A 22,538-nucleotide genomic window follows, 5' to 3' on the forward strand; every position below is an offset into this window, starting at 1 on the left:
GTGCGGTGGAGCCGGCCGCTGCGCCCGAACCGATGACATCGGGCGCAGCGGCGGCTGCTGATAGCGCGAGAGCGCCTAGTCGTTCGCCCGGACGTAGGTGTCGCTGGGCTTGTAGTAGTCCTTGGCGTTCTCCGGCGTGACGACGGTGGTCTTGATGAAGACCTCCTTCTTCGGGCACGCCTTTGTGTCGCCGTTGTAGGCGGCGACGGCCATCTTCACGGCCTCGACGCCCTGATCCCAGGGCTGGTTGGAGGCGGTCGCCTGCATCGGACCGGTCGGGTTGTCGACCATCTCCTTGACCACGTTCATGCCGCCGTCGTAGCCGGCGACGATGACGCCGTCGCCCCAGATGCCCGCCTGCTGGAGGCCCTGTTCGATGCCGCCCTGCATGACGTCGCTCATGCTGTAGACGATCTTGAGGTCCGGGTTCGCCGTCGCGACGTCGCGGATGGGAGCGAGGGCCTTGTCGGGCTTCCACTCGCCGTACTTCGTCTCGAGCTTCTTCGTGGAGACGCCGGGGTGGTCCTTCATGACCTTCTCCCAGCCCTTCATGAAGCCGTTGAAGCGGAGGTCGCTGAGGACGTCCCCGGGGAACCCGCCGATGCCGACGATCTTCATCTCGCCCGTCTCGCCGAACTTGGCGAGGGCGCTTCTTGGCCGCCACCTCGCCCGCGAGGGACCCCGTGTAGCCCTGGTCCTCGGCGACGTAGCAGTACATGTCCTGCACGAGCGACTTGTCGAGGTTGGAGTTGACGGTGACGAGGGGGACGCCGGCGTTCTGCAGGGCGGCGACCGAGGCGCCCACGCCGATCGGGTCGTTGGGGTTCATGATCACGACGTCGACGTTCTTCGTGATGAGGGTCTGGACGTCGGCGTTCTGGCGCACGGTGTCGCCGTTGGCGTCGAGCAGCTGGATCTTCGCGCCGAGCTTCTTGGCCTCGGCCTGGCCGCCCTCGACGAGGGTCTTCCACCAGTCGCTTCCGCTGATGCCGCGCTGGCTCCAGCCGATGACGAGGCCCTTGCCCGTCTTCTTGTCGTCTGCCGAGGCGGCGCCGTCGGTTCCGCCGCGCGCGCATCCCGTGAAGAGGACGGCGGTGACCGCCGCGATGCCGGCGACTTTGAGCATGGTTCGGGAACGGGTGCTGATCATGTTTCCACTTCCTTGTGAGGTGATCGGTGCAGGGTGTTGCTTCGGGGTGGGGCGGGTGGTGCCGTGGTGCGAGTGATGCCTGTGGTGCGGGATGGAGCGGATGGCGGCGGCGCCCCGATGGGGAGGACGTGATGTCCGCGGGACGCCGCCGCCGAATGCTCAGTCGAGCGGGGTGAACACCCCGCGCTCCTCGAGCAGCTTGATGTTGCGGGCGCGGGTCGCGCGCTCCCGGGCCAGCCAGTCCTCCCCGGGAGGGGCGTCGAGGTACTGGTTCTTCGGGTAGATGGGCTTCTCGTAGATGGCCGCGTACTGCTCCGTGCGCATGTCCTTGAAGCCGTTGAAGACGCCGTTCGCCTGACGGTCGCGACGCAGCGCGTCGATGTCGATCGTCGTGCTGACGAAGGTGTCGCCCGCCGTGACGCCGGGGGTCTCGGTGATGATCTTGCCGCGCTGGTTGACGATCATCGAACGGCCGCCGAAGAGGTCGTTGATGACGCCGTCCGGGCCGAGCTCCGGACCGAGGTTCGGGGCGACGACGATCGCGTTGTTGAACAGGGCGTGCGCCTTGTTCTGGACCTCCCACATGCCCTGCGAGGTCTGCGGCTCGATGAGCGTGGCGCGGATGATGATCTCGGCGCCATTCATGGCGAGGCCGCGCGCGATCTCCGGGTAGGCGCCTTCGTGGCAGATGACGTAGCCGATGTTGCCGATGTCCGGGGTCTTGGCGACCGGGTAGATCGCGTCCAGGACGTTCCCGTTGCCCTTCTTGACGATCCACTCGTCCCACAGGTCGTGGGGGTTCGTGGTGCCCAGGGTGCCACCTTCGAATCCGTCCGAGGTGGCCTTCGCGCGACGGTAGATGACCTCGCCCTGCGGGTTGATCATGAACGCGCAGTTGAAGTACCGGTCCGGGAAGTCGTCGTCCGCGACCAGGTAAAGCTCGCCGGCGATGTAGGTGTTCAGCTCACGAGCGGCCTTGCCGAGCTCGTCGGTCTCGGGACCGGGGATGGTGCGGGCGAACTTCTTCTCATATTCGCGATCACCGGCGTGGAAGGCCATGTGCATCCCCTGGATCGCCATCTCGGGGATGACCACCAGCTTGACCGGGTAGCCCTCGGTCGATGCGACGCCGACCGCCGTCTTCATGAACTGGATGATGCGCCTGGTGTTCGTCAGCGCGTCTTCCGGCTCCACGATCGGGATCTGCAGCGGCGACAGCGCTACGACTGTGTACGGCTCAGTCACGTCCAACTCCTTCGTTGTTTGGGTTCGTGTTGGCCATGTTAGCGCACTATCAGAATCTGTCAAACGAAAGTTTTTGGCCTGTAAACCCGGGGATAGTGCACATCGTGGCGACGAGTGAGCGCACTCTTACCTAGAGTCAGCCGTGGTGCAGTTCGCGCCGGGTCGCCAGGGTCGCGCGTGGATGCGGCACGACGTCCTCCAGTCCGAGTTCGACCAGCGCGAGCCGGGCACGCAGCACCGTCGAGCGGGGAAGACCCGTCGCCTCGGCGAGCTGATCGGTACTCAGAGACGAGATCCCTCCGGCCGATGACCGGCTCACCTCCACACGCGCGCACGCGGCGAACCGCGTCGGGGTATATCTCATCTCGCTCCGAGTCCACGCTAAGCGGGAGCGGACGGCGGGGATATCCGGTCAGCGAGCACGGCTGTCCGATGTGCGCGCGGTGGACGCGCTGCAGCGGTCGAGGATTGTCAACCCGGTCCCATCGGAAAAGTTCCGCCTACGTTGCGTGCGGTAGAGGAGCGACGCCCCGAGCGGGATCAGCGAGCGCCGCCCCCGTCCTATCGATTCGACGGAGGGAAGAACAATGAGAGCAGTGGTGTACGACGGGCCGCGTCAGGTCAGCGTCCAGGATGTCCCGGATGCGCGCATCGAGCGGCCCACGGACGTGCTGGTCCAGATCACCTCGACCAACATCTGTGGATCGGATCTGCACATGTACGAGGGCCGCACAGACTTCGAGACCGGACGCTGGTTCGGTCACGAGAACCTGGGCCGCGTGGTGGAGGTCGGTGACGGCGTCGACAAGGTTCAGGTGGGCGAGTACGTCGTCCTGCCGTTCAACGTGGCGTGCGGCCACTGCAAGAACTGCGAGCGCGGACTCACGAACTACTGTCTGACCGCACAGCCCAAGGACGAGTGGGCCGGCGCTGCGTACGGGTTCGCCGACATGGGCCCCTGGGCCGGCGGACAGGCCGACCTGCTGAGGGTGCCGTGGGGCGACTTCAACTGCCTGCGGCTGGGTGAGGACGCGGCGGAGAAGCAGTCGGACTACGTCATGCTGGCCGACATCTTCCCGACCGGCTATCACGCCACCGAGATGGCCCGGGTGCAGCCCGGCGACCAGACGGTCATCTACGGCGCCGGCCCGGTCGGCTGTATGGCGGCCTACTCCGCCGTCCTCAAGGGGCGAGCAAGGTGATGGTCGTCGACCGCCACCCCGACCGGCTGAAGCTGGTGGAGGAGATCGGCGCCATCCCGATCGACGACTCGAAGGTGGATCCCGTCGAAGCGGTCAACGAGATGACCATGGGCCTGGGAGCCGACAACGGCTGCGAGTGCGTGGGCTACCAGGCGCACGACGTCGAGGGCAACGAGCACCCGAACATGACGCTCAACCGTCTGGTTCAATCCGTCCGGTTCACCGGGACCATCGGGGTGGTCGGGGTGTACATCCCACAGGACCCGGGGGCGTCGGATGAGCTGGCGAAACAGGGCGAGGTCGTGTTCGACTACGGCCAGTTCTGGTTCCGCGGACAGACGATGGGCAGTGGACAGGCGCCGGTGAAGAAGTACAACCGGCGGCTGCGCGACATGATCGCCGGGGGCAAGGCGAATCCGTCCTGGATCGTCAGCCACGAGCTCTCGCTGGATGAGGCGCCCGACGCGTACGAGCACTTCGACAACCGCGACGACGGCTGGACGAAGGTCATCCTCCACCCGTCCGGGGCGAACGCCTGACAGCAGCGCGGCGGACGGCGGCGTCCTGGGCTACCGGACGCCGCCGTCCACCCCGCCTCCGTCGGGAGCAACCATGGCAGGACGGCTTCTCTCCGCCCGCCGCACGTTGATCTGCGTGGCGATCGGCGTCGTGACGGGAACCGTCGCGGCGCTCGCGGTCGACCCGCGGATCGGCCCACTGGCCGGATGGTGCACGGCCGGCATCATCGACCTCGCCTGGGTTTGGCGCATCTGCTGGCCGAAGGACAGCGCCGGCACCGAGCGTTTGGCGCGCGAGGAGTCCACCACGCACGTCACGGACAACGTGATCGTCGCCGCGTGCCTGGGCAGCATCGCGGCCGTCGTCGTCTCCGTCGTGCAGTCCAGCAACCGGAGTACGGACCTGGCCTCGGTCGTCCTGGTGCTCCTGGGCATGATCGGCACGATCGTGGCCTGGGCCCTGGTGAACACGGTCTACGCGTTCAAGTACGCACGCATGTACTACGTGGACCATCACGGGAACGGCTTCGACTTCAACCAGGAGTCCCCGCCCACCTACAGCGACTTCGCCTACCTCGCGTTCACCATCGGCATGTCCTACGGCGTCTCGGAGGTGGAACCGAACGCGATCGGCACGCGCCGCAAGGCACTCATGCACGCTCTCCTGTCGTACTTCTTCGGGACGGTGCTGATCGCCGTGGCGATCAACCTGGTGACGAGCCTCGGCGGCCAGGGCTGACGCTCGCCGAGCCTCACCGCGGTGCGGTGAACAGCCACGCGGCGAGCGCGCGCACCTGGTGCACCAGCCATGCCGAGGGCGGAGGCTTCGTGACCGGCGGGGGCACGGGGCCAGCGGCCGGTCCCGGGAGGAATTCGACGAAACCGCACCGCGGGCAATCCGACAGATGCTGATGGACGGCGAGACCGACTCCGTAGTACGGATTGCGAGTAACGCGCATGCGGCCTCCGCAGTGAGGGCACCAACGTGGGCGCGTCAGCTGAGTCGGCTCGATCATCGTGGTCCAACGGCTTCGGGCGGGCGGATGGGCGGGCCGGCACGGTGGCCTTCCCCACCCGAAGAGGAGGACCACCGTGCCCATGGGTCGGTCGGACACGTCGACCGTGCATCCACGCTAGGTCGGCCCCGGGCGGTGGGCTATCCGTCAGGCGAACACCCGTGTCCTCTTCGCGAACGATCCGCCCTCCGCCCGGCTCGGTGGCGCCGCGAGACCTGCTTACAATCGCGGCATGCTTCGGGACCCGGGGGAACTCTTCGCCACGCGCCGCGTGGCAGCGGGTGACGGCGTGGAGGAGGCCCGGCAGGCGCTCTCCCGGGTGTTCCTCCCGGTGGATTTCCCCTCGGCACGGGCCTCGGGCGCTGTCGCGATGACGCTCAACGCGCTCGATGTCGGCCGGGTCACCTGCGGCTTCATGCAGTTCCGCGAGGAGGTCCGCATCGAGACGGCGGAGGCCGAGAACTACCATCTCGACATCCCGGTCAACGGCCGCGCGGTCATGAGGGCGGGCGTCGGGCCGGAGATCCACGCCACATCGCGTACTGCGGGTGTGTTCATGCCGGGAAAGCCGGTGCGGCTGGACTGCAGCGCATGGTTCTCGCAGCTGTCCGTCATGATCCCGCGCGCCCAACTCCAGCTCGAATTGGAGCACCTGCTCGGCCGGGAGTCCGTGCGCTCCCTCGAGTACACGAGCGAACTCGATCTCACCGGGCCGGGTGGCCGGATGCTGCTGCAGGCGCTGCGGACGATCGATGAGGCCTCCGCGATGGAGGACGGACCGCTGGCGCACCCACTGGCACGGCTGCGGCTGGAGCAGACGCTCATCCAATCGCTGCTGTTCGCTCAGCCGCACAACCACTCGAGTGCGCTTCGCGCTCCGGCGGCCGACCCGGGTGCGGTGCCGGTCGCCCGCGCGGTGGATCTCCTCCGGGCCGACCCGGCGCACCCGTGGACCGTCGTCGAGCTCGCCGCCGAGGTCGCGGTGAGCGCGCGCAGCCTTCAGCAGGGCTTCCGACGCTCCCTCGACACCTCTCCCATGGCCTACCTCCGCACGGTACGCCTGGAAAGGGTCAGGGAGGACCTCATGCGAGCCGATCCGGCGACGGCCAGCGTGACCGACGCCGCCACCCGGTGGGGCTTCGTTCACCTCGGGAGGTTCGCCGCCATGTACCGCACGGCATTCGGCGAGCACCCGTCGCAGACGCTGCGGTCGTCCTGACACCGGGCCCCCGGGCCGACCGGACCGGCGTGTCACGCGGCCCCGGACCGCGGCGTCTCTCCTTCTTCCTCCTCCACTTCGAGGGCGGCGGTCTCGGGATCGTTTCCTCTGGCTACGCGCACCATGGCGGAGACCATGGCGCTCCCGACGGCGATCAACGGCACCGCGAACAGCGCGCCCGGGACTCCCGCCAGGCCGGTGCCCGCGGCGACCCCGACGACGACCGCCAACGGGTGCACCTTCACGGCCCCGCCCACGAGAAGCGGTTGCAGGACGTGCGCCTCCAGGAGGTGCACCAACAGCACGCCGGCGAGCATGATGAGCGCCTGCACCGGACCGGCGAACACCAGAGCGATGAGGACGGCGATGATGCCGGACACGATCGCGCCGATCACGGGGATGAACGAGAACAGCAAGACGATGACGCCGATCGGGATCGCCAGCGGGAGACCCAGGAAGAAGGCGACGAGGCCGATCCCCACGCCGTTGACGACAGCGACGAGGATCTGCACCCGCACGAACCGGGTGAGGGTGCTCCACCCGGCCTCCCCTCCGGCCTGAAGGGCCGGCCGGCCGCGGCGGGGGAACAACCGTGTGATCCACCGCCAGATCCCGGCGCCGTCGATGAGGATGAAGATCGTCGCGAAGAGCGCGATCAGGGTGTCGGCGAGAATCCGCCCCGTCGTGGAGCCGACGCGGAGAACGCCGCCGATCAGCACGCCGCTGTCCTTCTGGGCGAGCGTGCCGGTGTTGCGGACATAGCCGGCGAACTCGGCGTCGGTCACGTTCCACGGCGGCTGCCGGAGAGCATCGCGCGCCCGGCTGAACGCGGCGGCCGATTGGTGCTCGAGCTGAGGGAGCCCCGCGCGCACCTGCCACACGACGAGCAGGACGAGACCGGCGACCACACCCCCGAATACCACGAGGCTCACCAGGATCGCCGCCCACTTCGGCCAGCGGTGCCGCATCAGCAGGGCGACCGCCGGCTGGAGCAGCGCCGCGATGAGCAGCGCCACCAGCACGGGCACCACGATCTCGTGGAACGTGAACACCAGATAGATGACGACACCGGCGAGCGCAGCGATCGCGAGCAGCCGCCACGCCCACTCCGATGCTGTGCGCACTCCGCGCGGAACAGATGACTCGCGCTCGGTGCGCGAGGAAGCAGACGATGCCACGGCGACTCTCCCAGGGATAGGTCGCCCGAGCATACGCCGGGGCCCGCATCCCGAGACGGGCTTGCCCGACGCCAGCGCCTGTGCTGCGCGGCAGCGGTCAGCCCATCGCAATCGCGCCGATCACGAAGAACCCCAGCAGCAGCCAGAGCGGCAGGCCGGCCATAGTCTCCTTTCCGCTCGGCGATTCACATCCGCTCCTTGATTCCCGCCCGGACGAGCAGCCAGTTGACCGGGAAGCTGGTGGCGAAGCCCGCGAGCATCGCCCACTGCATGGCGAACCAGAACTCGGGCGAGTCGACCGGCGCGCGCCCGCCGCACCAGGCGGGGAACAGCACCAGTTGGATGAGGGCCATGAGGCCGAACATCCCGATCTGCCATGCCGTGATGGAGGCCGCGTCCGCCTTGATCGCATCGAGCAGGCTTCGCCCTGCGCTCTGCTTCCGCATCGGCGCGATCGCGAAGTATTGGAAGGCGATGCCGATCACAAAAGCGAGCGCGAAGTCGATCACCCAGACGGCGAACATCTTGTCCTCGAAGATCCACCCCCAGCCGCCCAGCACCGCCACAGCCGGGATCGCGAAGGCCAACCATTCCGCTATGAGGTCGCCGAGAGCGCAGCCGGCTCCGCAGTGGCTGGTGCCCTTCGCGACGGAGACGGCCATCGGCGCATCCTCGTCGCGATCCGCGCCCGGGTCGCCGCTCGATCGCCCCCGGGACAGATAGAAGGCGAGCCCCAGCAGGCCTCCGAAGAGCATGGTCACCGGCCAGACCACCGACATCACCCGCATCGGCTGCGGGTGACGGATCACATCGACCGCCACCCAGACCGCGCATGCGACACCTATGACGAGAGAGGTCGCCGCGACGGCGGAGAACCAGCCGGGGAAGTGCGCGAGCGGTGGCGTGATCGGGTCCTTCCGTCGGGGAGAGCGAGTCGTGTGGAGTTGCAACTGTTGCATGAATGCATCAGTTAGGGTACCCCGACTCCTCTCCGGGGCAATGCCTCCCGCCGGTCCCGGTGCTGATGCCGCCCCTCGCAGGCCTGATCCGCCATCCGCCATCCCGGCGCATTCGCCTCACGTGCGGAAGTCGGGCAGCTCGATCCGGTCGTACAGACTGCGGCCGACCGCGAGGTCCGACACGCCGGGCAGCGTCATCAGCCGCATCACCGTGTTGCGCAGCTGGAGCAGCGCTCGGCTGCGCGGCGCGAACGCGCCGCCCATCCGGGTCGCACCCTTCTGCTTGGACCCGATGAACGTGCCCAGCCGCTCCTGGTACGCCGCGAATGCGGCGACGTGGTCACCTCCGGCCGCATGCAGTTCCGCCGCCAGCACGTACGCCTCGATCATCGCCAACGCCGTGCCCTGGCCAGCCAGCAACGAAGGGGCGGCGGCGGCATCGCCGACCAGGACGATCCGTCCGCGACTCCAGGACGGCATCCGGATCTGGCTGGCTGAGTCGCAGTAGAACGTGCGCGCCCGCGGCAGCGTCGCCAGGATCGCCGGCACCTCCCAGCCGAGGCCGCCCAGCCGTTCGCGGAGCAGCGCCTCCTGAGCCTGGACATCGTCAAGCGGGATCGGACCCTCATGGCGGAACGTGAACACGAACATCGAGACGTCGTCGTCGAGGCTCAGCCGCAGCGTCTGCGCGCCGACCTGGGTCCGCATGACCGCGACCAGTTCGTCTCGCGGCCGGTAGCCGACGACGTCGAACACCGCCACGGCGATGCCCAGGCTGCGCTCGAACTCCGACTCCGGCCCGAACGCCAGCCGCCGGACCGTGGAGTGCAACCCGTCGGCGCCGACCACGAGGTCGAAACGCCGGTCGCCGCCGCGGGCAAGTCGCACCGCGACGTGGTCGCCCTCGTCGCGGAGCTCCTCGACCGTGTCGCCGAACACCAGCTCGACGTCGTCCGGCAACGCGTCGACGATGATCCTGGACAGATCCGACCGGCCGACGCTCACGTAACGGGCCCCGTGCCGGCCGATCAGCTTCACCGGGTCCAGTGACAGGATCCGGCGGCCGTGCTCGTCGACCTCGCGCACCTCCCGCATCCGGTAACCCGCCGCCTGGACGCGGTCTGCGATGCCCATCCGGTCGGCGACCTCGAAGCCGGCACCCCAGAAGTCGACCAGGTACCCGCCGCGCCGCAGCTCGGGCGCAGACTCCAGCAGCACCGGCTCGTGCCCGCTGCGGCGCAACCAGTACGCCAACGTCGGGCCGGCGATCCCGGCTCCAACGATCAGCACCTTCATGACGACCTCCTCGCCGTCTCGCCCTCACCACACGAGGGATCCGTCATCGCATCTCTCTTCTGGTGAGGTGAAGACCGTGTCCCCACACGGCCGGGGGCTCAGAGTCCCAGCGTCAGCAGGTCCTCCGGAGTGGGCTCGCCCGCAGCCGTCGAGAACAGCTCCAGGGCGTCGATGATCTGCTGCTGCTCCTCGGCGCCCAGAGAGGTGAGGACGGACGCGACCTGGCGGCGGCGACGCTCTGTGACCTGGTCCACAAGGCGACGCCCGTCATCGGTGAGGTCGACCAGGATCTCGCGGCGGCTCTGCGGGCTCTCCTGGCGCGCCACCCAGCCACCGTCGACCATCCGGTCGATCGTCCGGCTGAATGTCGACGGCACCGCACCGACCCGGGCGGCCAAAGCGCCCATCCGCATCGGCCCCGATCCGGCCAGCACGACCAGCACACGGAACTGCGGCAGCGTCACCTGCTCCAGCGCGTCGGCCACCGACCGCGCGACGATGCCGAGCAGCGCCCGGGACGCGCGAAGCGTCGCCTCGGTCGCCTCGTGCGGGAAGCCGTGGTTCTGCATGGTTCCTCCAGTGTTACCCTATTGATGCACTTCTGCAACAGTTGCACTTCTACACGATTGGAGCCCCGTGTCGGCCATACCGGCGAGCATCCGCGGAATTCTCACCGGATCCCAGGCAAGCATGGCGCACTGGTGGCGCCGAGCGCTGGCGAGTCCCGCGCCGCTGATCACCGCGGCGGTCGTCGTCGGCGCCGGCGCAGGTCTTGCGGCCGTCGTCTTCCGCTGGCTGGTGCAGACCGCCACGATGATCTTCACCGGCGCGACGGACTACGCCGCAACGACGGGCCATCCCGCCAACCCGTGGGTCCCGTGGCTCGGCGGCGCGTTCGTCATCCTCGCCCCGGCCGTCGGCGGCCTCATCTACGGGCCGCTCGTGCACCGCTTCGCCAGGGAGGCCCGCGGCCACGGCGTACCGGAGGTCATGTACGCCGTCGCCCGGCGCGGAGGACACATCCCCGGACGCGTCGCCGTCGTCAAGGCGCTCGCCTCCGCCATCACCATCGGCTCCGGCGGCTCCGTGGGACGCGAGGGACCGATCGTGCAGATCGGGTCGGCGCTCGGCTCCACGCTCGGCCGGATCACCCGCATGTCCGAATCGCAGCTTCGCACCCTCGTGGCCTGCGGAGCGGCCGGCGGCATCGCCGCGACGTTCAACGCCCCTATCGCCGGCGTGTTCTTCGCCCTGGAGCTGATCCTCCGCGACTTCGCCACCCGCTCGTTCGCCGCGGTGATGCTCTCGTCGATCACGGCCTCCGTGGTCGGTCGGGCCGTCTTCGGCGACCACCCCTTCCTCGCCCTGCCCACCTTCACCGTCACCAGGCCCGGCGAGTACCTGCTGTTCGCCGGTCTCGGCCTTCTGGCCGGCGCGGTCGGCGTGCTCTTCAGCAAGATCCTCTACGCGATCGAAGACCTGTGCGACTGGGCATGGCGCGGCCCGGAATGGCTGCGCCCCGGCGTCGGCGGCCTCCTCCTCGGGCTCCTGCTCTTCGCCATGCCGCAGCTCTACGGCGTCGGCTACCCCGTGCTCGAAGGGAGTGTGGCCGGGAAGTACACCATCGGTTTCCTCCTGCTGCTCGTCGTCGCGAAGATGGCGGCCACCAGCCTCACCATCGGCATCGGCGGCTCCGGCGGCGTCTTCGCCCCCAGCCTCGTGATCGGCGCCGCCTTCGGCGCGGCGGCAGGCGAGGCCATCGGGCTGGTCATTCCGGGCCTGTCCGGGCAGGCGGGGACCTTCGCCCTGGTCGGCATGGCCGCTGTTTTCGCCGGGGCGACCCGGGCGCCCATCACCGCCGGAATCATCCTCTTCGAGCTCACCGGCGAATACACGATCATCCTCCCGCTGCTGCTGGCCGTCATCGTCGCCACCGGCGTATCCCGGCTGCTCAGCCGCGACACGATCTACACCCGCAAACTCACCCGCCGCGGTGTCGACCTGTCCGCGCCCGCACTCCCCGCGCTCACCCGCGTCCCGGTCGCCGCGGTCATGTCCCCGCCGCCGCCCACCTTCAATGCATCGGCCGACGCACACGAAGCCATCACCTGGTTGGCCGACTCCCGCCGGCGAGCCGCACCCGTGGTGAACGACGCAGGAGAGTTCGTCGGCATTCTGACGGCCTCGGATGCAGCCGAAGCCGTGCGCACCGACGACGACGCGAACACACGCCGTGTGGCCGAACTCATGGGAAGCGCGCAGATCGTGTCCGCCGATGCGCCGGTCGCCGATGTCCTCGGCCGCGTCATCGAAGCCGAGGCCACAGACGGTGCGCCGGTCGTCGCGAACGGCATCCTCGTCGGTTGGCTTGCACCCACTGACATCCTTCGCGCCACCGCGGGCTGAGTCGAGGCGATCGCCGGAGCTGGTCCGCCGACGGAAAACCACCGGAATCACTGGGATTCCGGGGGTTTCGATCGGCGGAGACGGAGGGATTTGAACCGTGACGGCGCTCCTCAATCGACCTTGAGAAGCCCGCAGCGCCGCGGAACTCTGCCGCTGTTCGCTGACATGAGTCGGTGGCGGATGACGGCGGTTGTGGGGTTTCTGTGGGGTCAGCATCACGTGCGAATTGGTGGTCTTCCTCTTCGCGTACTCGACGAGACTCGGCGCAAGTGGTTTCTCGAACACTCCGCGTAGGCTCGCATGCGAAAAGGATTAACTGACCCGGCCGACCCGCCTTGGTCGGCACAACGCGAATAGGGCTCCTCGACTGTGGCTCCGCTCACGTGACGTTGTCGCGGAGGATTGTGGGCAGGAACCCCACCCGGTCTAGCTGGTAAATCAGGTGCACCGTGAGATCGCTAGGTGCAAACACCAACCGATAGCTGCGCGGTCCGTCAGCATACGTGAGCAGGCCCCGGTCGAGTAGCCTGCGGATCGCGTGGCTTCGGTTGGCGGGGGCCCCGGGGAACGCTGACTCCAAGTCTCCAGCACGGACCGTCGATTTGTCGGCGACAATCCGCAGCGCGTTTCGCTCACGTTTCGCTATTCGGCCCGCGTCGTGGAGTCTGTCGATTGCCGGCCGCAGCAGTTCATTGGTGACGAAGGCGTTGTCACGGAGCGACCGCAACCGCTCCAAGTCGGTGTTCAACCCATTGAGAACGTAGGTGCACCAAGCGATGAGCCCGTCGTTGTCGAGACGATCGGCTCGTGCGAGGTTGTCGTAGTATCCAGTGCGGTCTGCTCCGAATACAGCCGTCGGGTTGACTGCCCGATAGCTAGTCGTCGAGATGAATCCCTGCCGGATGAGCATGGCATAGGTCAGCAGCCGGGCTACTCGGCCGTTGCCGTTCCCGAAGGGGTGAATCCAGAGGAAGCGATGATGGACAATCGCGGACTGAAGCAACTGCTTGTGCGGTTCTACTTCCTCGTTCGCGAAGTCCAGAAGCTTAGTCATGTCGGTGAGCACATCGGAAGGGAAAGGCGGTCGGTGCTCCGCCTGCCCGATGGTGACTTCCCCGAGCCGATACGCTCCCGGAGTCCGGTCACCCTCCCGGCGCAGCCCGTCGACCACCATGCGGTGAAGCTCTCGGATGAACAAGTGCGTGAGCGGCCCGTCGCTGGCGTGCTCTTCAACGAACGCCATCGCCTTTTGAATCTTGAGGATCTCCTCAACACCCTCAGACGGTGTGCTCTGCGGGTTGCGTCCCTCCATCGCTCCGGCGACAGCGTCCAGCAACGACGTCCGGTTTCCTTCGATGCGTGCAGACATGATGCTGGTGAGCAGTTCGAACAGTTCTTTGAGCTGGAAGAATACGATCGGTGGCGTGGACCCGAAGTCAAGCTCCGCACGCGCGCGCTCTAGGTTGATGACCGCTCTGCTGAGCTCTGAGTCGAAATCGAACCGCGGGTAATTGATCTCTTCCATTTCTCCGATTTTCGATTCGATTTGCCGCCATTTTATCTGTTGCGGCAGAAAGTCCTGGTTAGCCCGAGTTATTTGCAGCGACGTTGATTCGCACAATTATCACACGATCACTTCCGTTTTTGACATTGACTTCAGCGCCGGCTTACTTTCGACCATTTGCGCTCCCAATTCCTGCGGCTTTTCTTGCTGCTGTAGGAGCAGAGTTGCTGCGAGGTCTTCTTCCCACAATGAGGACGAATCGAAAGCCCACTAGGGTGCGCTATACGGCATCGAAATGCCCTCCTTCCTTAGCAGGTCCCAAAGGATGCCTTTCCGGCGCGCTCATTTACCAATGGCACCAGCGCTGCCATCATCGATAACGACTTCTAACCGCTATAACGCCACAGAGCCGAGCCGACCTCGGTGATTTGGCCGCATGCTCCAAATCACCACACTCAGCGGCTGCCCAGGGGCAGTCAGCACGCGTGAGCCGACTGTCGTCCATTCCGGCCGAACCGCGTGGCCCGCGAGACGCTCATCGCCGCGCAAGAACTGCTTGGAGAGGCTCAATCATGCGCCGGTTCGACGCCACCGACGCTGATTCATTGACGAGCGTATCAACCGATTGCGGGGGCTCGACCATCGCCAGATCCCGGCAGTGGCGCGGGCTTCAACGGGCAAACCGGCTCACGCCGTAGTAGCGGCAGCTGGGGGCGATGTTGCCGCTGACTTCCTCGACATGCCGGAGCAACGCGAGCTTGTGATTCGCCCGCCGCTCGATCGCCCGCTGAGCTGCAGCGGAGAGTGCTTTCGTCATGCAGTCTTCCTCCCAAGTGGAAGACCCGACTGTCAACAACCTCCGTCAGTTTTACATTCAGTGGAGCACCTCGCCGCGCCCGGATAAACAGGGGTCGCGTGTAAACCAGGTCGCATGGCAAACCGGGAAAATCCGGCAACGGACATCACGCGAAAATGTCGTAGGTGAGACGGTGCCCGTCTGCGCGCAGTCGCCTACTAGTGACGAGTTGCGTCTCCAGAAAGCGTGTCCCGCGCAACCGCAGGAGTCCGCGACGTTACTGCTGAAGTTCGACGTCGACTCCGAGAGGCGTGCACGCCTGGCGCGCCTCTGCAGCCGCGGCCTCGACCGCAACGATCCCGATCCCAGTGGTCGGTGAGTCGTTATCGAGGTAGGAGAGCAACGACGCCTGCGCCTTGGTCAGGGTCCGAGCCAGTGGAGCCCAGGAGGGGTCGGCCGCCTGAGCGGAGTCGGCCGCTTCCGTCACCCGAGCGCCGGCTGCGCGCGCGGTGTCCTTCATGTCCTGCTCGCTCGATCCACGCCCCATGAACATCTGCGCGAGCTGCTCACAGCCACGAGTGGCGTCCGCCTGCCCAGGAACAATCGTGGTGGTGGGCGTAGGTGTCGGGCTCGGCGTGGGGGTGCTGGTCGGGGTCGGCGTCGGAGTGACGGTGGCAGCCGGCTGCTCGCCGAGCAGGCCGGTCCCGAGCGCGTAGGCGACGCTACCGCCCGAGATGGCCAGTGCAAGCACCACGAGGGCCGCTACGAGGGCCGTGCGCTTACGGCCGCTCGCAGGACTGGGGTGTCCGGCCGCGTGCGTCACCACAAGCTCGCGAATCGCCGCCTTGCGGCGAGGGTCGAAGGTGGGCTCGCTCATCGCTCTCCTCCGTTCAGTGCGGCAGCCAGGCGTGCTTTAGCCCGCGAAAGGCGAGATTTCACGGTGCCGTGCGAAATGGCGAGCGCTTCGGCGGCCTCGGCCGTACTCAGCTCCTCGAACACGCAGAGGGTGATGATGTCCTGGTCACGCTTCGGGAGCTCCGCGAGTGCAGTGCGCAGCGCGGACCGACGCGCGTCCCCGTCCAACCGGTCGTCCACAGCATGCGAGTGGTCTGGCGCGTCCTCAGGCGCTGGCAGGTGGGCGAGAGCTTCGCGATACCGTCGCTTCGAGCGCAGCTGATTGCGGAACACATAGTTGGTCGTCACCAGCAGCCAGCCAACCACCGACCCGTCGACCAACCTCATGCTGTCGCGCCGCCGCCACGCCTCGAGGAAGACCACCGCGGTCACGTCCTCCGCGTCGTGCAACGACGCGGTCAGCCGCAGCGCCTGTCGGAACACGCGGCCGTGATGCAAGTCGAACAGCACCCCAAATGCGTCGGCATCCCCGTCACGGACGCGGCCGAGCGCTTGCTGCTCGTCGAGAACAAATCCCCTCACATCTTCATAGTGTCCGGTCGCGGGGCACCGGTTCCCGATTAGAGGGGCAATTCGAGATCACCGACCATGGTCTCGAGGGTCACGACACTCCTCGTCCGCCCCGCACGAAGCACTATGGCGCTTTGAGAGGCCGAGTCAAGGGTGCAGCTCCGCTGCATCGCGCAGCGAGTTCCTCGTCCGCCAACTGAAAACCCCCGAAATCACTGAGATTCCGGGGGTTTCGATCGGCGGAGACGGAGGGATTTGAACCCTCGGTCCCCTTACGGGGACTCCACCTTAGCAGGGTGGTGCACTAGGCCTGACTATGCGACGTCTCCAGCGCGACCGCGAGCGGACGCACGACGACCATCATAACGGACGATGCCGGGCCGTCCTGACACCGCGTTCTCAGGCGCCAGGGGGGACCTGGGTGGAGAGCGTGCCCAGGATCTGCGCGACGAGCGTGATCGACCAGACCAGCGCGATGACGAAGCTCGCAACGGTCACGCCGATCGCGACCCACATCGGGGCGAGGCCGCGGCCGCCGGCGACTCCGCGCACCACGACGCTGCGGCCGATCAGGGTAGACGATGCCGAGGAACGACCACGCCCAGTGGAAGGGGCGCTCGACGCCGCGGCGCACGAGCTCGCGGTAGTCCAGCCACGAGAAGACGATGCAGGCGGCCGTGATCAGCCAGCCGATCCCGATCACGAGGAAGTAGACCGGGCCGCCGAGGAGCGCCATCGGGTCGGTGACGACCACCCGCGACGGGGAGCCGGACGTGGACGCGAACACGGGCTGCGGGTGCAGCAGGAACAGCAGGAGGGTGCTGACCAGCGGCAGGGCGGCGACCAGCCAGATCCAGGGCGTGTAGATCGGGGTGTCGGCGGGGAGCGGACGGCGGCGGGCAGGGGCGTACGGCGCCCCGTACGGCGACGGACCCGCGGCCGCAGGAGCAAAAGCCGGAGCAGGAGCGGGCACAGGCGCCGCGTGCTCCGTCCAGTGGGCGCCGTCCCACCAGCGGAGGGCGCCCGAACCCTGCGGGTCCGGGTACCAGCCGGGTGCGGGGGCGTTCTGGTCGGTCATGCCGGTCAGGACTCCCGGCCGACGGCGGGCTCGCCGACGAACTGGTGCGACTCGGAGGCCAGCTCGGGCCAGTCCTCGGCGTCCGCGATCCGGACCCAGGCGCCCTTCGGCTCGCTGCGGCCGGCGGGGACCGCGGCAGCCACCTCGCGCTCGACCAGGTCTGCGGCGCGGTCGGCCGGCAGGTCCACCGCGAGCTCGACGCCGTCGAGGTAGGCGAAGAGGCGGCCATGCACGTGCAGGCCGGTCGCGGTCACCGACACGTCGAGGTCCGGGTCCTCCAGGAGCTGGGCGGCGAGCACTTCGAACGCGGAGACGGGGCTGTCGGTCATGCGGGTCCTCTCGATCGGCAGGCAGAGGCACGCCGAAGGCGTGCGTTCCGCACTCTATCCCCTCCGCATCCACCCGCACCCGCTGACCATCGCCGCATTCCGGCCGATAGTACGGGTATGCGCAGAGTGATCGCCTCCCTGATCGGCGCAGCCCTGGTGTCGGCTGCGCTCGTGTGGGCGCCGACGGCTCCGGCCGCCCGCGCCGCCGACGTCCCCGCCTTCGGCAGCCGCCTGTATGTCGACCCCACCAGCGACGCCCAGCGGGTGTACGAATCCCTCCTCGCCCAAGGCGATACGACCCGAGCGGCACTCATCGGCCGCATCGCGAGCCAGCCGACGGCGGTCTGGCTGGGCGACTGGTACACGCCGACCCTGCTGCTCAGCGTGATCCAGCGGCACCTGAGCGCCGCCGCCGCCCAGGGGCGACACCGGTGTTCGTCACGTACGCCATCCCGGATCGCGACTGCGGCGGCTACTCGGCCGGCGGCTACACGCCCGACCAGTACTTGGACTGGACCCGGCAGGTCGCCGGCGCGCTGGCGGGCAGCCACGCCGTGGTGCTGATCGAACCCGACTCGCTCGCCATGCTGTCCAGCGCCAAGTGCGCGGGGGTGGCCGCGACGCGGCTTCCGCTGCTGCAGTCCGCGGTCGGCATCCTCGCGGGCGCCGGGCTGTCCACCTACCTCGACGGCGGCAACGCCCGGTGGCTGACCCCGGATGCGCAGGCCGCCTACCTGAAGTCCGCAGGCGTCGCCGGCGCGACGGGATTCTTCACCAACGTCTCCAACTTCGACACGACTCAGGCCGAGCGCGATTACGCGGGCAAACTCTCCTCGCGGGTGGGCTGGAAGCACTTCGTGATCGACGTCTCGCGCAACGGCAACGGCTGGACGGGCACCTGGTGCAACCCGCCCGGGGCCGCGCTCGGTCAGAACCCGCAGATCACCCAGTCGGCGACGAGCAAGCTCGACGCCCTGCTCTGGGTGAAGCACCCCGGCGCCAGCGACGGACCGTGCAACGGCGGCCCGGCTGCCGGTGCCTGGTACGAGAGCGCGGCGGAGGCCCTCGTGCTCAACAGCACGGCCGGCGCGGGGACGACGTCACCCCTCGGCTCCGGACCGGGCCCCTACGGCCGGCGGGCGCCCGGGCTCGCGGTCAGCCGGCCCCACCGGTGATGAGCGCATCCACGCGGGGAGGGACCGGAGTCGCAGCTCATGCCGGCATTCCGAGATCCGCCGCCAGAGCGAGGGTCGCCCGGGCGCGCGCCAGGGCGGGGAGGTAGCTGCCGTCGATCGTGGAGGGGTCGCTCGACCCCTCCACGGTGTCCCGCGCCCAGGCCAGCTCGTCGGGCGACGGGCTCAGTGCCTCGTTGATCGGCTCGGCCTGCGTTGAGCGCAGCATCAGCTTGCCCGTCATCCCCAGCACACGGGAGGCGCGGGCCGCTTCCGAGACGCCGGCCGCCGAGTCCGTGAGGGTGGGGCCGTCGATGGGGCCGGGCAGCCGGGCCGCGGCGCTCGCGACGACCAGCCGCGAGCGTGGGTACGCGAGGGCGACGGGGTCGTCGTGCATGCCGGTGTCTCGACGGAAGTCGCCGGATCCGAAGGCCAACCGGAACGTTCCCCGCTGCCGGGCGATCTCGGACGCGGCCTCCACGCCCTGGGCGCTCTCGATCAGCGCCACGATCCGGGTCCCGGGCGGCAGCGACAGCGCCGTCCGGGCCACGTCGGCGGCCGACTCCGTCTTGGCCAGCACCACGCCGAGCAGGCCTTCCGAGGCTCCGACGGCGCGGATGTCCTGGATCCAGTGCGGAGAGGTGACGTCGTTCAGCCGCACCCAGGCGGATCGGGACGCCAGGTAGGCGGCGGCCGAACGGCGGCCGCCCTCCTTGTCGGCGGCCGGAACCGCGTCCTCGAGGTCGAGCACGACCGCATCCGCCCGGGAGCCCGCGGCTTCGTCGGTGCGCAGCGCGGAGACGAGGTGCCACGATCGCGCGAGCCGCGCGGGCACCGCGGAGGGTGCGATGCCCGCGGGGCTCTGGGCGAGACGGGTCATCGGGTGCGCTCCGCCGTCGGCTCCTCCACCGCGGATTCCTGCGGGGTGGTGCCGACGATCGCGTGCAGGGACGCGGTGGAGGGGACGGGTTCCGCGTCGTGGCCGACGCCCATGGTGGCGTCGTCGAACGGCCGGGCGCCGCTCAGCGTCAGCCGCACCTGCTCGGTGTCGATCTGCCGGGTCCAGCGTCCGATCACCAGCGTCGCGACGGCGTTGCCGGTGAAGTTGGTGACGGCGCGCGCCTCCGACATGAACCGGTCGATGCCGACGATGACGCCCACGCCGTTCACCAGGTCCGGACGGTAGGTCTGCAGGCCCCCGGCCAGCGTCGCGAGTCCGGCGCCGGTGACACCGGCCGCGCCCTTGGAGGCGACCACCATGAACAGGAGCAGGCCGATCTGCTCGCCGAGGGCCAGCGGGGTGCCCATGGCGTTGGCGATGAACAGGGAGGCCATCGTGAGGTAGATCGCCGTGCCGTCCAGGTTGAACGAATACCCGGTCGGCACCGTGATGCCCACCACCGAGCGCGAGACGCCGAGGTGCTCCATCTTGGCGATCAGGCGCGGCAGCGCGGCCCTCGGAGGAGGAGGTTCCGACGATGAGCAGGTACTCCTGACGCAGGTACTTCAGCAGCGAGAAGATGCTGACCCCGGTGACGACCTTCAGCAGGAGGCCCAAGACGACCACGATGAAGACCGCGCACGTGATGTAGAAGCCGACCATGAGGGTCGCGAGGCTCACCAGGGCCTGGGGCCCGGTGCCGCCGACGACCGCGGCGATCGCCCCGAAGGCACCGAGGGGCGCGAGCCGCAGGATCATCGAGAGGATGCGGAAGACCACCGCCTGCAGGGTCGTCACGGCCTTCACCACGCGGGCGCCCCGCTCACCGAGGCTCTGCACGGCGAAGCCGACGAGCAGCGCGACCAGCAGCACCTGCAGCACGCTGCCCGAGGTGAGTGCGGAGAAGAGGGTGACCGGGATGATGCCCAGCACGAAGTCCGTGCCGGATACCGGTTCGCCGGCGGCCTTGAAGGCGACGCCGTGGAGGTGGAGGCCGCTGCCCGGGTGCAGCAGGTTGCCCACCACCAGGCCGATCGCCAGCGCGAAGGTGGACATCACCAGGAAGTAGCCGAGCGCGAGGCCGCCGATCTTGCCGACGGTGGCCGCCTTGGCGATCGAGCCGACGCCGATGACGATGGTGCAGAAGATGACGGGGGCGATCATCATCTTGATGAGCGCCACGAACGCCGTGCCGATCGGCTGGAGCGTCACGGCGAACGCCGGTGCGACGATCCCCACGATCGCTCCGGCGATGACCGCGACGATGACCGCGAGGTAGAGGTAGTGGTTTCGGTTGATGCGGCGCCGCGCGCCGGACTTCTTCAACATGGATGATTCCAATCGATCGGAACGTCGTTGTGCCTGATTCACTGGGTCGTGATGCACCCTCAGCTTGCGGATGGCGATCCGGCCGTCGCTACTTGAGGTCATACTGTTCATCGGAGGAACGAGGTCGCAGTGGACTGGATACGGCGCTGGAGCATCGCCAGCCGCATCTTCGCCCTCCAGCTGATCGCCGTCGTGGTGGTCGCCGGGACGCTGACGCTCGTCCTGTGGCTGAGCTCGCGCCAGGACGCCAACCAGACCGCCACCCGCGTGTCGATGGCGGTCGCCGCGACGCTCGCCCACGACCCCGCCGTCGTCAGCGGCGTGCAGTCGCCGCAGGCGACCGAGCAGCTGCAGCCGGTCGCGATCGAGGAGATGCGGGCGACCGGCGTCGACTTCGTGACGATCATGGACCCGACGGGCACCCGCTTCACGCACCCCGACCCGGCGCAGATCGGCAAGAAGTACCTGGGCACCATCGCACCGGCGCAGCAGGGACGATCGCTGACCGAGACGTACACGGGCACCCTGGGGCCGTCGGTGCGCGCCGTCGTCCCGGTGATCGACCACCGGAAGGTCGTCGGGCTCGTGGCGTCCGGCGTCACCGAGAAGAAGGTCACCTCATCCATCGCCGCGCGCATCCCCTACGTGCTCGGCGGCGCGGTGCTCCTCGTGCTCGTGGGCACGCTCGCGGCCATGTTGGCCCGGCGCTTCCTGTCCCGGGTGACCGGCACCATGCCGCCGTCGGAGCTCTCCACGGCGGTGACCTACTACCAGGCGGTGCTGCACTCGGTGAAGGAAGGCCTCATCCTGACCGACGACCGGCGCCGGGTGGTGCTCTACAACGACGAGGCCGCCGACCTGTTGGACCTCCCGCCGGCCTCCGGCGACCTCCGGCCGACGCCCGTGACCGAGCTGGACCTGCCCGACGAGATCGCGCAGCTGGTCGTCGACGGCGGCCGGGTCACCGACCAGACGTACGTCGCCGGACGACGGCTGCTCGTCGTCAACCAGGAACCGGCGACGCCGGCCGGAGGATCGCGGCAGACAGTCGGCACCCTCACCATGCTCCGGGACCGCACCGAGGTGCAGCGGCTCGCGGGAGAACTGGAGTCGGTGCGGACGCTGACGGCGGCCCTGCAGTCCCAGAGCCACGAGTACATGAACCGCCTGCACACGGTGCTCTCCCTGCTCGAGCTCGGACGGCGGGACGAGGCGATCTCGATGATCGAGGACCAGGTCGAGCACAGCCAGTCGCTCGCCGACGACATCCTGGGCGCCGCGAATCAGCCGGCGGTCGCCGCGCTGCTGCTCGGCAAGGTCGCGCAGGCGGCGGAGCGGGGAGTGGACCTGCAGGTCGCGGTGGACGAGAGGCTGCCGGACTCGCTCCTCTCGGCGGTCGACCTGGTGACGCTGGTGGGCAACCTCGTCGACAACGCGATCGATGCGGCCGCGGAGAACCCGGGAAGCCCGTGGGTGCGGGTGGAGCTCACCGCCGATCCGGACGGCGGGATGCTGGAGCTGACCGTCGCGGACAGCGGCGCAGGGGTCGATCCCGCCGTGTCGGAACGGATCTTCGATCGCGGCTTCTCGACCAAGCCGTCCGGTCCGCTCGGCCGCGGCTTCGGGCTCGCGCTGGTGCAGGAACTGCTGGAGACACACGGCGGCAGCATCCAGCTGCGGCCGGGGCCGCCGACGGAGTTCGTGGCGCGCTGGCCGGTCGCCGCACGGGCGGCCACGTCATGATCCGCACGCTCGTCGTCGAGGACGACCCGCTCG

Annotated in this window: 22 protein-coding genes, 1 tRNA gene and 2 pseudogenes; 8 read left to right on the top strand and 17 right to left on the bottom strand. The window is 68.5% G+C overall.

Going from position 1 to position 22,538, the window contains the following annotated elements; translation table 11 throughout:
- Positions 1–75: 75 nt before the first annotated feature.
- The 4 genes and pseudogenes from ACRAWC_RS21365 to ACRAWC_RS21380 all read right to left on the bottom strand — a co-directional run bounded on the left by ACRAWC_RS21365 (position 76) and on the right by ACRAWC_RS21380 (position 2,714).
- Positions 76–618 carry a sugar ABC transporter substrate-binding protein gene (locus tag ACRAWC_RS21365; protein ID WP_431349603.1) on the bottom strand — a complete coding sequence of 181 codons (543 nt, stop codon included), beginning with the start codon at positions 616–618 and terminating at the stop codon, positions 76–78.
- Positions 619–703: 85 nt separating this feature from the next.
- A pseudogene (locus tag ACRAWC_RS21370) lies at positions 704–1,150 on the bottom strand (sugar ABC transporter substrate-binding protein); the annotation flags it as partial.
- A gap of 159 nt (positions 1,151–1,309) precedes the next feature.
- Positions 1,310–2,395, bottom strand: a complete 1,086-nt coding sequence (locus tag ACRAWC_RS21375) for a nitrilase-related carbon-nitrogen hydrolase (RefSeq protein ID WP_431245926.1) — start codon at positions 2,393–2,395, stop codon at positions 1,310–1,312.
- A gap of 136 nt (positions 2,396–2,531) precedes the next feature.
- The gene (locus ACRAWC_RS21380) at positions 2,532–2,714 is read right to left on the bottom strand and encodes a helix-turn-helix domain-containing protein (protein WP_431245927.1); all 183 of its coding nucleotides are present in this window, start codon (positions 2,712–2,714) and stop codon (positions 2,532–2,534) included.
- Between the two features lie 268 nt (positions 2,715–2,982).
- Here ACRAWC_RS21380 and ACRAWC_RS21385 point away from each other — a divergent pair, with 268 nt between their 5' ends.
- From ACRAWC_RS21385 to ACRAWC_RS21400, 4 genes are all read left to right on the top strand, one after another.
- Positions 2,983–3,597, top strand: coding sequence for an alcohol dehydrogenase catalytic domain-containing protein (locus tag ACRAWC_RS21385; RefSeq protein WP_431349604.1), 615 nt, complete (start codon positions 2,983–2,985; stop codon positions 3,595–3,597).
- Complete coding sequence (locus ACRAWC_RS21390) at positions 3,597–4,136, top strand: hypothetical protein (RefSeq protein ID WP_431349971.1); 540 nt, start codon at positions 3,597–3,599, stop codon at positions 4,134–4,136. The genes ACRAWC_RS21385 and ACRAWC_RS21390 overlap by 1 nt, the downstream gene beginning before the upstream one ends.
- Positions 4,137–4,209: 73 nt before the next feature.
- Positions 4,210–4,854 (top strand): DUF1345 domain-containing protein, encoded by a 645-nt coding sequence (locus ACRAWC_RS21395; RefSeq protein ID WP_431245929.1) that lies wholly within the window; start codon positions 4,210–4,212, stop codon positions 4,852–4,854.
- Between the two features lie 509 nt (positions 4,855–5,363).
- Complete coding sequence (locus ACRAWC_RS21400) at positions 5,364–6,350, top strand: AraC family transcriptional regulator (protein WP_431245930.1); 987 nt, start codon at positions 5,364–5,366, stop codon at positions 6,348–6,350.
- 32 nt (positions 6,351–6,382) lie between these two features.
- Here the strand turns inward: ACRAWC_RS21400 and ACRAWC_RS21405 are convergent, their stop codons facing one another.
- From ACRAWC_RS21405 to ACRAWC_RS21420, 4 genes are all read right to left on the bottom strand, one after another.
- A complete protein-coding gene (locus ACRAWC_RS21405) occupies positions 6,383–7,474 on the bottom strand; it encodes an AI-2E family transporter (protein WP_431349605.1) in 1,092 nt (363 codons plus the stop codon).
- A gap of 239 nt (positions 7,475–7,713) precedes the next feature.
- On the bottom strand, positions 7,714–8,487 hold the full coding sequence (locus ACRAWC_RS21410) for a DUF4396 domain-containing protein (protein WP_431219288.1): 774 nt from the start codon (positions 8,485–8,487) through the stop codon (positions 7,714–7,716).
- Between the two features lie 117 nt (positions 8,488–8,604).
- Positions 8,605–9,783 carry an FAD-binding domain gene (locus ACRAWC_RS21415; RefSeq protein WP_431245932.1) on the bottom strand — a complete coding sequence of 393 codons (1,179 nt, stop codon included), beginning with the start codon at positions 9,781–9,783 and terminating at the stop codon, positions 8,605–8,607.
- A 98-nt stretch (positions 9,784–9,881) separates the two neighbouring features.
- A complete protein-coding gene (locus ACRAWC_RS21420; RefSeq protein ID WP_431245933.1) occupies positions 9,882–10,352 on the bottom strand; it encodes a MarR family winged helix-turn-helix transcriptional regulator in 471 nt (156 codons plus the stop codon).
- A gap of 121 nt (positions 10,353–10,473) precedes the next feature.
- On the opposite strand from ACRAWC_RS21420, the gene ACRAWC_RS21425 reads away from it, so the two are divergent.
- Positions 10,474–12,189, top strand: coding sequence for a chloride channel protein (locus ACRAWC_RS21425; RefSeq protein ID WP_431245934.1), 1,716 nt, complete (start codon positions 10,474–10,476; stop codon positions 12,187–12,189).
- A 379-nt stretch (positions 12,190–12,568) separates the two neighbouring features.
- On the opposite strand, the gene ACRAWC_RS21430 is transcribed toward ACRAWC_RS21425, so the two are convergent.
- The 7 genes from ACRAWC_RS21430 to ACRAWC_RS21460 form a co-directional block, all read right to left on the bottom strand.
- A complete protein-coding gene (locus ACRAWC_RS21430; RefSeq protein WP_431245935.1) occupies positions 12,569–13,714 on the bottom strand; it encodes a Fic family protein in 1,146 nt (381 codons plus the stop codon).
- Between the two features lie 649 nt (positions 13,715–14,363).
- Positions 14,364–14,510 carry a hypothetical protein gene (locus ACRAWC_RS21435; RefSeq protein WP_431245936.1) on the bottom strand — a complete coding sequence of 49 codons (147 nt, stop codon included), beginning with the start codon at positions 14,508–14,510 and terminating at the stop codon, positions 14,364–14,366.
- 256 nt (positions 14,511–14,766) lie between these two features.
- Positions 14,767–15,366, bottom strand: coding sequence for a hypothetical protein (locus ACRAWC_RS21440; RefSeq protein ID WP_431245937.1), 600 nt, complete (start codon positions 15,364–15,366; stop codon positions 14,767–14,769).
- A complete protein-coding gene (locus tag ACRAWC_RS21445) occupies positions 15,363–15,926 on the bottom strand; it encodes an RNA polymerase sigma factor (protein WP_431245938.1) in 564 nt (187 codons plus the stop codon). The genes ACRAWC_RS21440 and ACRAWC_RS21445 overlap by 4 nt, the downstream gene beginning before the upstream one ends.
- Before the next feature lie 228 nt (positions 15,927–16,154).
- Positions 16,155–16,243 (bottom strand) — tRNA-Ser (locus ACRAWC_RS21450).
- Positions 16,219–16,992: a DUF2510 domain-containing protein gene (locus ACRAWC_RS21455; RefSeq protein WP_431349606.1), complete on the bottom strand. Its 774-nt coding sequence runs from the start codon at positions 16,990–16,992 to the stop codon at positions 16,219–16,221. The genes ACRAWC_RS21450 and ACRAWC_RS21455 overlap by 25 nt, the downstream gene beginning before the upstream one ends.
- Before the next feature lie 5 nt (positions 16,993–16,997).
- On the bottom strand, positions 16,998–17,321 hold the full coding sequence (locus tag ACRAWC_RS21460; RefSeq protein ID WP_431219293.1) for a hypothetical protein: 324 nt from the start codon (positions 17,319–17,321) through the stop codon (positions 16,998–17,000).
- 117 nt (positions 17,322–17,438) lie between these two features.
- Between ACRAWC_RS21460 and ACRAWC_RS21465 the strand changes: the two genes are divergently transcribed.
- A complete protein-coding gene (locus ACRAWC_RS21465; protein WP_431349607.1) occupies positions 17,439–17,885 on the top strand; it encodes a hypothetical protein in 447 nt (148 codons plus the stop codon).
- On the top strand, positions 17,771–18,496 hold the full coding sequence (locus ACRAWC_RS21470) for a glycoside hydrolase family 6 protein (RefSeq protein ID WP_431349972.1): 726 nt from the start codon (positions 17,771–17,773) through the stop codon (positions 18,494–18,496). The genes ACRAWC_RS21465 and ACRAWC_RS21470 overlap by 115 nt, the downstream gene beginning before the upstream one ends.
- A gap of 37 nt (positions 18,497–18,533) precedes the next feature.
- On the opposite strand, the gene ACRAWC_RS21475 is transcribed toward ACRAWC_RS21470, so the two are convergent.
- Both ACRAWC_RS21475 and ACRAWC_RS21480 read right to left on the bottom strand, forming a co-directional pair.
- Complete coding sequence (locus tag ACRAWC_RS21475) at positions 18,534–19,373, bottom strand: HpcH/HpaI aldolase/citrate lyase family protein (protein WP_431245941.1); 840 nt, start codon at positions 19,371–19,373, stop codon at positions 18,534–18,536.
- Positions 19,370–20,762, bottom strand: a pseudogene (locus ACRAWC_RS21480) (cation:dicarboxylate symporter family transporter). Before ACRAWC_RS21480 ends, ACRAWC_RS21475 begins: the two are co-directional and overlap by 4 nt.
- Before the next feature lie 129 nt (positions 20,763–20,891).
- Here ACRAWC_RS21480 and ACRAWC_RS21485 point away from each other — a divergent pair.
- Positions 20,892–22,505, top strand: a complete 1,614-nt coding sequence (locus ACRAWC_RS21485; protein WP_431219297.1) for an ATP-binding protein — start codon at positions 20,892–20,894, stop codon at positions 22,503–22,505.
- Positions 22,506–22,538 lie beyond the last annotated feature (33 nt).

Source organism: Leifsonia sp. L25 (assembly GCF_050632895.1).

What these genes read in the sequence shown, in the direction of transcription:
- ACRAWC_RS21410 (WP_431219288.1), bottom strand. Translation starts at nt 8,487, where the DNA reads ATGCAACAGTTGCAACTCCACACGACTCGCTCTCCCCGACGGAAGGAC.
- ACRAWC_RS21415 (WP_431245932.1), bottom strand. Translation starts at nt 9,783, where the DNA reads ATGAAGGTGCTGATCGTTGGAGCCGGGATCGCCGGCCCGACGTTGGCG.
- ACRAWC_RS21460 (WP_431219293.1), bottom strand. Translation starts at nt 17,321, where the DNA reads ATGACCGACAGCCCCGTCTCCGCGTTCGAAGTGCTCGCCGCCCAGCTC.
- ACRAWC_RS21425 (WP_431245934.1), top strand. Translation starts at nt 10,474, where the DNA reads ATGGCGCACTGGTGGCGCCGAGCGCTGGCGAGTCCCGCGCCGCTGATC.
- ACRAWC_RS21430 (WP_431245935.1), bottom strand. Translation starts at nt 13,714, where the DNA reads ATGGAAGAGATCAATTACCCGCGGTTCGATTTCGACTCAGAGCTCAGC.
- ACRAWC_RS21455 (WP_431349606.1), bottom strand. Translation starts at nt 16,992, where the DNA reads ATGACCGACCAGAACGCCCCCGCACCCGGCTGGTACCCGGACCCGCAG.
- ACRAWC_RS21400 (WP_431245930.1), top strand. Translation starts at nt 5,364, where the DNA reads ATGCTTCGGGACCCGGGGGAACTCTTCGCCACGCGCCGCGTGGCAGCG.
- ACRAWC_RS21395 (WP_431245929.1), top strand. Translation starts at nt 4,210, where the DNA reads ATGGCAGGACGGCTTCTCTCCGCCCGCCGCACGTTGATCTGCGTGGCG.
- ACRAWC_RS21440 (WP_431245937.1), bottom strand. Translation starts at nt 15,366, where the DNA reads ATGAGCGAGCCCACCTTCGACCCTCGCCGCAAGGCGGCGATTCGCGAG.
- ACRAWC_RS21420 (WP_431245933.1), bottom strand. Translation starts at nt 10,352, where the DNA reads ATGCAGAACCACGGCTTCCCGCACGAGGCGACCGAGGCGACGCTTCGC.
- ACRAWC_RS21385 (WP_431349604.1), top strand. Translation starts at nt 2,983, where the DNA reads ATGAGAGCAGTGGTGTACGACGGGCCGCGTCAGGTCAGCGTCCAGGAT.
- ACRAWC_RS21435 (WP_431245936.1), bottom strand. Translation starts at nt 14,510, where the DNA reads ATGACGAAAGCACTCTCCGCTGCAGCTCAGCGGGCGATCGAGCGGCGG.
- ACRAWC_RS21365 (WP_431349603.1), bottom strand. Translation starts at nt 618, where the DNA reads ATGAAGATCGTCGGCATCGGCGGGTTCCCCGGGGACGTCCTCAGCGAC.
- ACRAWC_RS21390 (WP_431349971.1), top strand. Translation starts at nt 3,597, where the DNA reads ATGGTCGTCGACCGCCACCCCGACCGGCTGAAGCTGGTGGAGGAGATC.
- ACRAWC_RS21465 (WP_431349607.1), top strand. Translation starts at nt 17,439, where the DNA reads ATGCGCAGAGTGATCGCCTCCCTGATCGGCGCAGCCCTGGTGTCGGCT.
- ACRAWC_RS21475 (WP_431245941.1), bottom strand. Translation starts at nt 19,373, where the DNA reads ATGACCCGTCTCGCCCAGAGCCCCGCGGGCATCGCACCCTCCGCGGTG.